This is a genomic window from Alkalilimnicola ehrlichii, assembly GCF_003399765.1.
Classification (GTDB): domain Bacteria; phylum Pseudomonadota; class Gammaproteobacteria; order Nitrococcales; family AK92; genus AK92.
On record NZ_NFZV01000001.1, the window covers coordinates 239508 to 251448 of the forward strand.

The 11941-nt window shown below is 58.7% G+C and carries 10 protein-coding genes and 1 pseudogene; 4 read left to right on the top strand and 7 right to left on the bottom strand.

Going from position 1 to position 11941, the window contains the following annotated elements:
• Window positions 1-73: 73 nt before the first annotated feature.
• From CAI21_RS25435 to CAI21_RS01215, 7 genes are all read right to left on the bottom strand, one after another.
• Window positions 74-934: a septal ring lytic transglycosylase RlpA family protein gene (locus CAI21_RS25435; protein ID WP_116300599.1), complete on the bottom strand. Its 861-nt coding sequence runs from the start codon at window positions 932-934 to the stop codon at window positions 74-76.
• Window positions 931-1923: a lytic murein transglycosylase B gene (mltB, locus tag CAI21_RS01190; RefSeq protein WP_258867926.1), complete on the bottom strand. Its 993-nt coding sequence runs from the start codon at window positions 1921-1923 to the stop codon at window positions 931-933. The genes CAI21_RS25435 and mltB overlap by 4 nt, the downstream gene beginning before the upstream one ends.
• A gap of 70 nt (window positions 1924-1993) precedes the next feature.
• Window positions 1994-3121 (bottom strand): rod shape-determining protein RodA, encoded by a 1128-nt coding sequence (gene rodA / locus CAI21_RS01195; protein ID WP_116300600.1) that lies wholly within the window; start codon window positions 3119-3121, stop codon window positions 1994-1996.
• Entirely contained in the window at window positions 3111-4973 is a 1863-nt protein-coding gene (gene mrdA / locus CAI21_RS01200) for a penicillin-binding protein 2 (protein WP_116300601.1), read from the bottom strand. Before mrdA ends, rodA begins: the two co-directional genes overlap by 11 nt.
• A gap of 24 nt (window positions 4974-4997) precedes the next feature.
• Window positions 4998-5486 (bottom strand): rod shape-determining protein MreD, encoded by a 489-nt coding sequence (gene mreD / locus CAI21_RS01205; protein WP_116300602.1) that lies wholly within the window; start codon window positions 5484-5486, stop codon window positions 4998-5000.
• Window positions 5476-6405, bottom strand: coding sequence for a rod shape-determining protein MreC (gene mreC / locus CAI21_RS01210; protein ID WP_309544933.1), 930 nt, complete (start codon window positions 6403-6405; stop codon window positions 5476-5478). The genes mreD and mreC overlap by 11 nt, the downstream gene beginning before the upstream one ends.
• A gap of 55 nt (window positions 6406-6460) precedes the next feature.
• Window positions 6461-7504 (bottom strand): rod shape-determining protein, encoded by a 1044-nt coding sequence (locus CAI21_RS01215; protein WP_116300604.1) that lies wholly within the window; start codon window positions 7502-7504, stop codon window positions 6461-6463.
• 113 nt (window positions 7505-7617) lie between these two features.
• On the opposite strand from CAI21_RS01215, the gene gatC reads away from it, so the two are divergent.
• The 4 genes and pseudogenes from gatC to hslO all read left to right on the top strand — a co-directional run bounded on the left by gatC (window position 7618) and on the right by hslO (window position 11921).
• A complete protein-coding gene (gene gatC / locus CAI21_RS01220; protein ID WP_116300605.1) occupies window positions 7618-7905 on the top strand; it encodes an Asp-tRNA(Asn)/Glu-tRNA(Gln) amidotransferase subunit GatC in 288 nt (95 codons plus the stop codon).
• Window positions 7906-7962: 57 nt separating this feature from the next.
• Complete coding sequence (gatA, locus tag CAI21_RS01225; protein ID WP_116300606.1) at window positions 7963-9417, top strand: Asp-tRNA(Asn)/Glu-tRNA(Gln) amidotransferase subunit GatA; 1455 nt, start codon at window positions 7963-7965, stop codon at window positions 9415-9417.
• Between the two features lie 96 nt (window positions 9418-9513).
• Window positions 9514-10950, top strand: coding sequence for an Asp-tRNA(Asn)/Glu-tRNA(Gln) amidotransferase subunit GatB (gene gatB / locus CAI21_RS01230; protein ID WP_116300607.1), 1437 nt, complete (start codon window positions 9514-9516; stop codon window positions 10948-10950).
• A 96-nt stretch (window positions 10951-11046) separates the two neighbouring features.
• Window positions 11047-11921 (top strand): annotated as a pseudogene (hslO, locus tag CAI21_RS01235) (Hsp33 family molecular chaperone HslO).
• Window positions 11922-11941: the final 20 nt, after the last annotated feature.

Genomic DNA, 11941 nt, shown 5'->3' on the forward strand with positions numbered 1-11941 from the left:
TAGCATTCACGCAAGCGCTACAGGCCGGCGTATCGGAGTCAATCGTTGGGCGGTCGCCCGGGGACTGGTCCGATTACTCCATGCGCAGCACTTGGGGCGCGTTAATGCCGAGTTCGGCTAGCCGGGCAGTGAGTTGTGCTAACTGCTCTTCCTGCCTCACCGGTCCTAATCGCACACGGTACACAGAGCCCCGCTCCAGTTCCGCGGCCTGAATCTCAACCGGCGTATCCAGTGCTGCATTTTGGAGCTGAGTTCGCAGCCGTTCGGCGTTGCCGCGTTGGCTGAAAGCGCCGGCCTGGACGAAGATGTTGCTGCCGTTAGGTTCGACCTTGGCCGGCACCGGGGGTTCCCCGGCTTGGTAGTCGGCCATATTGGCGGGTGCTTCTGTTGCGATCACCTCGATCCTGACCGGTGCCGTACCGCGGTCGAGCATGTCCAGGCGATAGGCGGCCGCGTAGGATAAGTCGATAATGCGGTTTCTGGCGAACGGGCCTCGATCGTTGACGCGGACGATAATCTGTTTATCGTTCTCTAGGTTGGTGACGCGTACGTAGACCGGGATCGGCAGATGTTTATGGGCCGCCGTCATGGCGTACATGTCGTAGGTTTCCCCGCTCGACGTGCGCCTGCCATGAAACTTCTTGCCGTACCAAGAGGCGATGCCCTCTTCGGTATAGCCCTGCTCGATGCTATCCATCACTTCATAGGTGACGCCGAATACCTCGTAGCTGCTGGGGTTGCCCCAGCGGCTCGGTGGCTCCCATTTCGGCTCCGGATCGATCACATGGCTGAGGTCCGGCGGGTTGGCGGGTGGGCCATCCGGCTGCCGGTCCGGATCCGGCCCTGGCGTACCCGTTTCGCTCGGTGGCGTGGTCGCGCAGCCGATCATAAACAGACAGATGAGTAAAGGCGCTAAGCGTAACCACGGCTTCATTGTTCAGCCTCCCGCTGTTCTCGAATCGCCTCGCTCAGTTGGTGTACGGCCATAGCGTAGAGCGGGCTGTGGTTGTAACGCGTGATGACGTAGAAGTTTTGTAGGGTCACCCAGTGCTCCGCGCCGTCTTCGGTCTCCAACTCCAGTAGGCGTGCCCGCCGGTCGTCGGCTAGCGTCGCGTTAAATTGGATGCCGGCTTGACGTAATTCGGCAACGCTGTGGCGTGGGCGTAAATCGTTAACGAGTAATTCACGCCAGGCATTGCCGCTGACCTGGGCCGTCGCGACCACCGGGTCGCCGTCGCGCCAGCCGTGACGACGAAAGTAATTGGCAACGCTTGCGAGTATATCGGCCGGATCGCTGAACAGGTCGCGGCGGCCGTTATTGCTGCCGTCTACCGCGTAGGCCCGGTAGCTACTTGAAATGAACTGGGGCACGCCCATTGCGCCGGCGTAGGAGCCGCTTAGGACTAACGGATCGATGCCTTCTTCCCGAGTCAGCAGTAGGAAATGCTCCAGCTCTCGACGGAAGAAGCTGCCGCGCGGCGGGTAGTCGAAAGCCAACGTCGCTAAGGCGTCGATGACTCGATGGCGTCCGCGATAGCGGCCGTAATAGGTTTCCACGCCAACGATAGCGACCAATATCTCCGGGGCTACTCCGTACTCGGCGCTAACCCGTTCAAGAATGTCTTGATGTTCTTTCCAATAGGCGACACCTAGTCGGATTCGCTCATCTGTCAGAAAGATCGGCCGATACCGATACCAGGGAAGTCCCTCCGCCGGTCGCGTAATAGCGTCAATAATTTCCTGGCGGTGCTTCGCCTGCCCGAGCAGCTCGGCAACCTCTGCGCGGTCTAAGCCGTGCCGTTCGCTGACTTCATCGATAAAGCGTTGGACTTCGGTGTGTTCGCTGAAGTCCATGGCCTGAGCCGCTATGGGGCCGCTCAGACTGAATGCGAGGCACAGGGTGCCAATGATCGGTACGCGCAAGGGGAAGTTCCTCTTCTTGTCCCGCTGCTGGTAAACGGTCAATCCGTCCTGTGCCGGTGGCGGAGGCCGGCTATGAAGACCACATTCGGCGATGGGTGTGGATCGACATGAGGATACCGAAAGCGGCCATCAGCGTCACCATCGAGGTGCCGCCGTAGCTAATCAGCGGTAAGGGTAGGCCGACGACAGGTAGTAGCCCGGAAACCATACCCGCGTTAACGAAAATGTATACGAAAAAGGTCAGCGATAGGCTACCGGCAAGCAACCGGCTGAAGCTGTCTTGTGCATTAACCGCAATGAACAGTCCACGGCCGATAATGAAGGCGTATAGCAGTAGGAGCAGGATGACGCCGAATAAGCCGAACTCTTCCCCGAGAACGGCGAATACGAAGTCGGTATGCCGTTCCGGTAGAAACTCCAGGTGAGACTGCGTGCCGTTCAGCCAGCCTTTGCCGTACGTGCCGCCGGAACCAAGGGCAATTTTCGATTGGATAATGTGATAGCCGGCCCCGAGCGGGTCGCGTTCCGGATTAAGGAATGTGAGTACCCGTTGACGTTGGTAGTCGTGCATGCCGAAATACCACAGCAGCGGCGCCGAGCCGACGATGGCGATTGCGGCTCCGATCATGTAGCGCAGACGTAAGCCCGCTAAATAGAGTACGAACAGGCCGGAGGCGGCTACCAGCAGCGACGTGCCGAGGTCGGGCTGCCTAATAATGAGTGCCGTCGGTACAAGCACGATAAACAGGCTGATGGCGATTTGTTTCCAATTCGGCGGCAAGGGATAGCGCGATAAGTACCAGGCCACCATCATCGGTAACGCGATTTTCATGACTTCCGATGGCTGGAAGCGAAAGACACCGAAGTCCAGCCAACGCTTAGCACCTTTGCCTTCGACGCCGATGAAAAGGACCGCCACCAAGGTGGCAACGCTGACGGCAAAGAGCCATGGGGCCCAGCGGCGGAGCGTGGTGGGCGGTATCTGCGCCAGGACCAGCATGACGCCGAAAGCGATTCCTAAACGGATGATTTGGCGGTTAATGGCATCGATATTTTGATCGAACGCACTATATAAGACGGCGAGTCCGGCAAGCGCAAGAATCAGCAACGGGCCCAGTAAGGTCTCGTCAAGGTGCAGGTTGCGCTGTATCCACGTCTGTTTTAGGAACGTGGTGTTCGATGGACCCCTACTCAGCATCGTTCTCATCCCTCAGTAGGTAGGCATCCAGCACCTGGCGCGCCACGGGGGCGGCGACCGAGCCGCCCCCGCCGCCGTGTTCGACGATGACCGCGACCGCAATCCGCGGGTTCTCGATCGGTGCAAAGGCTACGAATAATGCGTGGTTATGAAGCTCCCGGGCCAGTGCTTCGGCATCGTACTCTTGGTCCTGAGCAAGGCTAAATACCTGCGATGTCCCCGTTTTGCCGGCGACGGTATAGCTGAGATTGCGCGAAATCCTGCGGGCGGTGCCTCGGGCGCCCGTAATGGAGAGCTCCATACCCTTGATGATGTCGTCCCAATGCGCGGGGTTTTGCAGGACGATCGGCGGCTGGCTGTAATCGGGGTCAACCGGCTGGATCTTGGCTTCTCCCGGCGCTCGGCTGCCGAGCAGTAAGCGTGGCGGTACCCGGTAACCGCGATTCGCGATGATGGCCGTCGAATATGCGAGCTGCGTGGGGGTGGCGAGATTAAAGCCCTGACCGATGGAGTTGATGATCGTCTCGCCGTGGAACCAGCCTTCGCCTCGCGCTTGGCGCTTCCATTCCCGCGAGGGCAGGATTCCACGCGATTCGCCGATGAGATCGATGCCGGTGGGGCGGCCGAAATTAAAAGGCTCCATGAAGCTACTCATCGCATCGATGCCGAGGTCGAAGGCGACTTCGTAGAACCATACGTCGCAGGACTCGACAAGCGCGTCGGTCAGGTTGGTCGCGCCATGACCGGATCGGTTCCAGCAGCGGTAACGGTGATCTTGCCCGGGGAGCGTATAGAAGCCACGGCAAAATACCCGCTCTTCGGCGCCGATGGTGCCGTTTTCCAGCGCGGCTAGGGCCACGATGGGCTTGGTGGTCGAGCCGGGCGGATACTGGCCCCGCAAGGCACGGTTAAACAGTGGACGGCGGCGGTCGCTCTGTAGTTCTCGGAAAACGTCGATATCAATGCCGTTGACGAACAAATTCGGGTCGAACGTTGGATTGCTCACAAAGGCGAGCACTTCGCCGGTGCTCGGCTCCATTGCCACGATGGCGCCGGTCTCGCCTTCCAACGCTGCCTCGGCCGCTCGTTGTAGTTCAATGTCCAATGTCAGATAAATATCTTCGCCGGGTATGGGGGGCGTGCGCTCCAGAACCCGGATGGCGCGGCCCGAGGCATTTGTCTCGACGCGCTCTAAACCGACTTTGCCGTGCAAGCGGTCTTCGTAGTAGCGTTCGATGCCGGTTTTGCCGATGTGGGTGGTGCCGGCGTAATTGGAACGGTCGATGCGTTGCAGCTCTTGCGCATTGATGCGGCCGACGTAGCCGATAGCGTGTACGGCTTCTTCTCCTAACGGATAATGCCGCGTGAGTTGTGCGCGAACTTCAACGCCCGGAAAACGGTGGCGGTTGATTGCCAAGGCGGCAATTTCCTCCTCGCTTAAGCGAACCTTTAACGGCACCTCTTCGAAGCGACGCTGCCGTGTCCGTAGCTGATGAAAGCGTGTTAAATCGCTTTCGTCGAGTTCGATGATCTCGCCCAGCGCGGTCAACGTGGCGTTCAGATCCTGCACCTGCTCGGGTGTGATGACCAGACGGAAAGACGGCCGATTCTCGGCGAGGACGACGCCGTTGCGGTCATAAATCAAGCCCCGCGTCGGCGGGACGGGAACGACGCGAACCCGGTTCTGTTGCGAGAGCGTAGAGTAGTGCTGGTGATTGACGATTTGCAGGTGGGCCATCCGGCCGACTAGCGTGAGCATCAACGCAATAACCACTAGCCCGGCAACGACGGCGCGCCCGAAAAAGATCCGGGTCTCACGGTTGCGATCCTGAAGAGAGGTATGGGTTGACATAGCCTGGATCCGAGCCGGGCAAACCTAGCGTACGTTGAAGTTTCTTCTGAGCTCCCGCATTAGCACGAACACCCAGGGCCAGAGGACGGTTCCGGTAAATGGCGCAAGCCAATAGGTCCAACTCGTCGGCGAGCGGCCGACCAAACCGTTAATCCAGAACAGAATAAGCTGTGTCAGCAGGAGCAGAACCAGTACTGTAAGTGCTTGCTGCCATAATGGAAATACGCGAATGCGCTGATGCAGCTTCATGGTTAAGAAGGCCAAGAGCGCGAAGGCAAGCGCATGCTGGCCGAGCAGGCTACCGAGCAAGGCGTCCTGCATAAAGCCAACGATAAAACCAATGCCTACCCCAACGCGTTGCGGCAGGGCCATGCACCAGTAAATAAGCACCAGGGCGACCCACTGTGGGCGTGCCGCTGCTGCCCATTCGGGCAACGGGACGACTGTCAGCATCAGAGCGATAACAAAACTTGCGGTTATCGTCCAACCGCCCTGGTGTCCGCTAGCCGACATTAACGTTCCCCCCGCTTGAATTCTCCGCATCCGGTGCGAGTAGGGCCGGGTCCATCTGGCCCTCGACCAGTAAGACCTGCCGGCTTCGGTCTAAGGCGGCGGTAGGCTTGGCGACGATTCTCGCAAATGGTAGTCCGGGGTCGATAATCACGTCGGTCACCCGGGCGACCGGATAACCTGGAGGGAAGCGTCCGCCAAGGCCCGAGGTGACTAATAGGTCGCCGACTTCGACATCGGCGGTTGTTGGTAAATTAACGACTTCGAGGCGTCGTAAATCCCCGCTACCCATCGCTACCGAGCGCAAACCATTGCGGTTGATCTGTACCGGGAGTGCGTGACTTGGGTCGGTAATCAAACGCACCATCGCACTGACCGGGCCGAGTCGATCCACCTGGCCGACGACGCCGTTGGCATCCAGCACCGGTTGGCCCACGAACAAGCCGTCCCGACTGCCTCGGTTGATTTGAATCAGATGAATGTTCGGGTCCAGGTCGACCCGCATTAACTCGGCGATCAGGGTCGGTTCGCCGACCTCGTAAGACGATTGCAATAGCGCTCTGAGATTGATGTTCTCCCGCTCCAGGCTGTCGAGGCGTTGCAAGCGGGTCTCGTTGAGCAATTGTTGAGCGCGCAGGCGGGCGTTCTCTTCGATCAATTGGCGCCGCGAGCCGAATTGATCGGAGAGGAAATTGCCGGCCCGAAAAGGGATGTCAACCGCCGCATGAATGGGGTAAACCAGTCCGGCAATGGTCTGCCGAACCGGATCGCCCAGTTGCTGGCGGTGGTCGAGCACCATGAGTAATGTCCCGAGCAGTAGACACAGTACCATTCGGGTGGTGATCGACGGCCCTTGTAGGAATAACGGTTTGATGGCGCTCCCCGTTGATATATCTAAGGCTCGGACACCCAGCCTTGTTATTTGCCAATCGGTATAGGGCGTCCGGCGGGGCCGATGAGACCCCGCCAGTTCGAGCTTAGTCCATCACAAACAGGTCAGTGCCTCGTTCATCCATTAGCTCAAGCGCACGCCCGCCACCGCGAGCGACACAAGTGAGCGGATCGTCGGCTACCACAACGGGCAAGCCTGTCTCCTCCATGAGGAGGCGGTCGAGGTTGCGTAACAACGCCCCGCCGCCGGTGAGGACGATGCCGCGTTCGGCAACGTCCGCGCCAAGCTCGGGCGGCGTTTGCTCTAGCGCCGTTTTCACAGCACCCACAATCCCCGATAAAGGTTCCTGTAACGCTTCCAGAATTTCATTGCTGTTTAGCGTGAAGCTGCGCGGCACGCCTTGCGCTAGATTGCGGCCTTTAACCTCGATCTCGCGAACTTCCGTGCCTGGGAAAGCGGTGCCTATCTCGTGCTTAATGCGCTCCGAGGTGGCTTCCCCGATCAGAATGCCGTAGTTGCGGCGTACATAGTGCGCGATCGCTTCGTCGAAACGATCCCCGCCGATGCGGACGGAGGCCGAATAGACGATACCGTTCAACGACAATACCGCGACTTCGGAAGTGCCGCCGCCAATGTCGAGCACCATCGAGCCGCGCGCTTCTTCTACCGGCATGTTGGCGCCGATCGCAGCCGCCATCGGCTCCTCGATCAGATACGCTTCGCGCGCACCGGCACCGGCTGCCGACTCTCGAATCGCACGCCGCTCCACTTGGGTCGAACCGCAAGGGACGCATACTAAAACGCGAGGGCTCGGTTTTAGAAAACGCGCTTCATGCACTTTTTTAATAAAATGCTGAAGCATTTTCTCCGTAACCGTAAAATCGGCAATTACGCCATCTTTTAACGGTCGGATGGCACGAATGTTTCCGGGCGTGCGTCCAAGCATTTGTTTCGCTTCCGCGCCGACCGCGGCAATGCTTTTGACGCCGCCATCGGGGTCCTGGCGAATGGCGACCACTGACGGCTCGTTCAATACGATGCCTTGGCCTCGGGAATAGATCAGCGTGTTGGCTGTCCCAAGATCGATCGACAGATCGTTTGAGAACAACCCGCGAATGCCCTTGAACATGTTCTCTACCTGCTTATGAGAAGGCGATAATCTAGCAACGGTGGGGGCTTTGGGCAAGCAGTGGACTATGGTAAGTTTGTCCGCTTCTTGGGATCAATTCTCCGGAGTGTGATATGTCTCTCAGCTCTGCCGATGTCCAAAGCATTGCCCATTTAGCCCGTCTTTCAATTGAAGACCAGGATATCCCAGAATATGCAAGAAATCTGTCGGATATTCTCAATTTTGTGGAACAGCTTGGAAAAGTTGATACAAAAGGTGTCGATCCGATGGCGCACCCGCTCGATATGGCTCAGCGGTTGCGCGTTGACGAAGTGAGCGAGAGCGACCAGCGGGAGTTGTTCCAGTCGATTGCGCCGGCAACCGAAGCAGGTTTGTACCTGGTGCCGCGCGTCATCGAGTAAGGGCAAGTGCTCGAACCCTCTGGCGACTTTTAAATCATCCCCATCCAAGGCCGGAAGATGTACGAAAAGACTTTAGCCGAATTGTCCGCCGCTTTGCGGGCCGGTGAAACTTCCAGCGTCGAATTGACGCAAACCTTTTTGGACCGCATCGAGCGGCTGAACCCGGATTTAAATGCCCTGATTACGGTGACGCGGGAACAGGCTTTAGCCGATGCTAAATCTGCCGACGAAATGCGTGCGGCCGGTAAGGCGGGCCCGCTAACCGGTATCCCGCTGGCGCACAAAGATATCTTCTGTACCCAAGGTGTGCGTACCAGCTGCGGTTCGCGGATGCTGGATAACTTTATCGCCCCCTACAATGCGACGGTGGTCGAGAAGCTGAAAGCAGCCGGCATGGTGTGCGTTGGTAAAACGAACATGGACGAATTTGCCATGGGGTCTTCCAACGAAACCAGCTTCTACGGCCCGGTCCGGAACCCCTGGGATGTCCAGGCCGTTCCTGGTGGTTCGTCTGGCGGTTCTGCGGCGGCTGTGGCCGCGCGTCTGGTGCCGGTCGCAACCGGTACCGACACCGGCGGCTCGATTCGTCAGCCGGCGGCGCTATGCGGCATTAGCGGACTGAAACCGACCTATGGGCGCGTTTCGCGCTACGGCATGATCGCGTTCGCATCCAGTCTCGACCAAGGCGGGCCGATGGGCTATAGCGCCGAAGACCTGGCGCTGATGATGAACGCAATGGCAGGCTTCGACGAGCGCGACTCGACCAGCGTCGAGCGCGAAGTGCCCGATTATACGGCCGATCTCGGCGAGTCGTTGCAGGGATTGAAGATCGGGTTGCCAAAAGAATATTTCGGCGAAGGCTTGGACTCGGAAGTGGCGAAGGTTGTCGAAGCCGCTGTCGAGGAATACCGCAAGCTCGGTGCCGAAGTGCGGGAAATCTCCCTACCCAATACGGAATTGGCCGTGCCGGTTTACTACGTGATCGCCCCGGCCGAGGCTTCTTCCAACCTGTCGCGCTACGACGGTGTACGGTTCGGCTACCGCTGCGAAAATCCGGTGGATTTGGAAGACCTTTATAAGCGTTCTCGCGGCGAAGGCTTCGGTCCGGAGGTGAAACGCCGCATTATGGTCGGTACTTATGCGCTTTCCGCCGGTTATTACGATGCCTACTACCTGAAGGCGCAACAGGTTCGGCGCATGATTCGCGACGACTTCACCCGGGCGCTGGAGGAGGTCGACGTGATTATGGGGCCGACCTCGCCTACCGTGGCGTTTAACTTGGGCGAGCGTTCGGACGATCCGGTGCAAATGTACTTGTCCGACGTCTACACCATTGCCATCAACCTTGCCGGGGTGCCGGCCATGTCGATTCCGGCCGGTTTCGCCAACGGCCGCCCTGTCGGCTTGCAGGTGATCGGCAATTATTTTGACGAGGCGCGGCTGCTTAACGTCGGCCATCAGTACCAACAGGTGACCGATTGGCACCGGCGGATGCCGGAACAGTACGCCTGATCAGATTGCCGCCGAGTCTCGTTAGCGGAGATCGGCGGCGGCTGTTCCCTCTAGACGCTTAGCGCCGCTGCAAGCGGTGGAACGAAGGTAGTAAGCATGGAATGGGAAACCGTAATTGGGCTGGAGATTCACGCTCAGCTCGCGACTAAGAGCAAGATTTTTTCCGGCGCATCGACCGCATACGGTGCAGCGCCGAACACCCAGGCGTGCGCGGTCGATCTGGGCTTGCCGGGGGTTTTGCCGGTATTGAACAAAGATGTAGTGCGGATGGCCGTGAAGTTCGGCTTGGCTATCGGTGCAAAGGTGGCTCCGCGCTCGGTGTTCGCCCGGAAGAATTATTTTTATCCCGATCTGCCCAAAGGCTATCAGATCAGTCAATACGAGCTGCCGGTTGTCGAGCAGGGTATGCTGGAGATCGAGCTGGAGGACGGCAGCACCAAGAACGTCGGGGTGACGCGAGCGCACCTGGAGGAAGATGCCGGTAAATCCATGCACGAAGATTTCGAAGGCATGAGCGGTATCGACCTTAACCGTGCCGGTACCCCGCTATTGGAAATCGTCTCCGAGCCGGATTTGCGTTCGGCGAAAGAGGCGGTGGCGTACATGAAAAAGCTACACAGCTTAGTACGTTACCTGGAAATCTGCGACGGCAACATGCAGGAAGGCTCGTTCCGCTGCGATGCTAACGTGTCGGTACGGCCGAAGGGGCAAAAGGAGTTCGGTACGCGCGCCGAGTTGAAAAACCTGAACTCGTTCCGTTTTGTCGAGCGTGCCATCAATATCGAGGTCGAGCGGCAGATCGATTTGCTGGAAAGCGGCGGCACGGTGGTGCAGGAAACTCGCCTGTACGACTCGGTGAAAAACGAGACCCGCTCCATGCGGACGAAGGAAGAAGCGAACGACTACCGCTACTTCCCGGACCCGGATTTGCTGCCGCTCGACATCGAGCCGGCTTTTATCGACCAGGTTCGCGCTACCTTGCCGGAGTTGCCGGACGAGAAACGGCGACGCTTTATCGATGAGTACAAGCTCAGCGTCTATGACGCCGGCGTATTAACCAGTAGTCGGGAAATGGCCGATTTCTTCGAAGCGGTGGTGCGCGAATCCGGCGGGCAGGCCAAGATGTCGGCGAACTGGGTGATGGGCGATTTCTCCGGCGCGTTGAATAAAGACGGCCTGGAAATCGGCGACAGCCCGGTCACCCCGACAATGCTCGGCCAACTCTTGCAGCGGATCGCCGACAATACGATTTCCGGCAAGATCGCTAAAGAAGTTTTCGAGGCGATGTGGAACGGCGAAGGCATGCCGGATGACATCATCGAGAAACGCGGCTTGAAGCAGGTGACCGACACCGGAGCGATCGAGGCGATGATCGACGAGGTTTTGGCGGCTAATCCGGGCCAGGTTGAGCAATATAAGGGCGGTAAGGACAAACTGCTCGGCTTCTTCGTCGGCCAGGTCATGAAGCTCTCGAAAGGCAAAGCCAACCCGGCTCAGCTCAATGAGCTATTGAAGAAAAAACTGGCCGAGTAACGGTGTGCGGGGTGTCCAACCTTGGTCGGACACCCCATATCCAGGTGAGCGTAGTCCTCCCGCCTGTTTTCGCTTGAGTAGCTGTCCGAGTATCCGATGAGCACCCCAGACCATCTTTATCGCTTCGTTTTCGAGCATGCCAATGTGCGCGGCGAGATCGTGCAGTTAGACGATACCTACCGTTCGGTACTTGCCCGCCGGGAGTACCCGCCGGTGCTACAGCGCTTGGTCGGCGAAGCCTTGGCTGCCGCGGCTTTGTTGACGGCCACGCTGAAATTCCGCGGCTCTTTAAGCCTTCAAATTCAGGGGCAGGGGCCGTTGACCTTGCTGTTGGTGCAAGCCGGTAGCGATGCCGGTTTGCGCGCGCTTGCCCGGTGGGATGGCGAGTTGCCGACAGAGGGCGACCTGACGGCCTTGTGTAAAGGCGGCTATTTGGCCATTACAATCGACCCGGAAGACGTCGCGACCGCTATCAGGGGATCGTTGCATTGGAGTCGAGCGGCTTGGCCGCCGCGCTCGATACGTACTTTCGCGAGTCGGAGCAGCTGGCAACGCGGGTTTGGCTAACGGCCGACGGCGGTCGGGCGGCGGGAATGCTGGTGCAGCGGTTACCCGGCGAGGACGACGATTCCGATGCCTGGAATCGGGCGGAAATTCTCAGCGACACGATAACCCCGCGTGAACTCATCGAACTCAGCGTGCCCGAGATATTGCAGCGTCTCTTTCACGAGGAAGATATTCGCCTTTTCGATCCTACGCCGTTTCGCTTTCATTGCACCTGCTCCGACGAGCGTATTCGCGACATGTTGCGATCGCTGGGTAGCGAAGAAGTGCACGATATCCTTGCCGAGCAAGGGCAGGTGGAAGTTAGCTGCGACTTTTGCGGCAAGCCGTATCGTTACGATGCGGTCGATGTCGAGCAGTTATTCCTCGCCGACGGCTCGCCGCCTACCTCTACAACTCGCCAATAAAAAAGGATTGTCGGGGGCGC

What these genes read in the sequence shown, in the direction of transcription:
- mrdA (WP_116300601.1), bottom strand. Translation starts at nt 4,973, where the DNA reads ATGTCAACCCATACCTCTCTTCAGGATCGCAACCGTGAGACCCGGATC.
- CAI21_RS01215 (WP_116300604.1), bottom strand. Translation starts at nt 7,504, where the DNA reads ATGTTCAAGGGCATTCGCGGGTTGTTCTCAAACGATCTGTCGATCGAT.
- CAI21_RS25435 (WP_116300599.1), bottom strand. Translation starts at nt 934, where the DNA reads ATGAAGCCGTGGTTACGCTTAGCGCCTTTACTCATCTGTCTGTTTATG.
- mreD (WP_116300602.1), bottom strand. Translation starts at nt 5,486, where the DNA reads ATGTCGGCTAGCGGACACCAGGGCGGTTGGACGATAACCGCAAGTTTT.
- gatB (WP_116300607.1), top strand. Translation starts at nt 9,514, where the DNA reads ATGGAATGGGAAACCGTAATTGGGCTGGAGATTCACGCTCAGCTCGCG.
- gatA (WP_116300606.1), top strand. Translation starts at nt 7,963, where the DNA reads ATGTACGAAAAGACTTTAGCCGAATTGTCCGCCGCTTTGCGGGCCGGT.
- gatC (WP_116300605.1), top strand. Translation starts at nt 7,618, where the DNA reads ATGTCTCTCAGCTCTGCCGATGTCCAAAGCATTGCCCATTTAGCCCGT.
- rodA (WP_116300600.1), bottom strand. Translation starts at nt 3,121, where the DNA reads ATGCTGAGTAGGGGTCCATCGAACACCACGTTCCTAAAACAGACGTGG.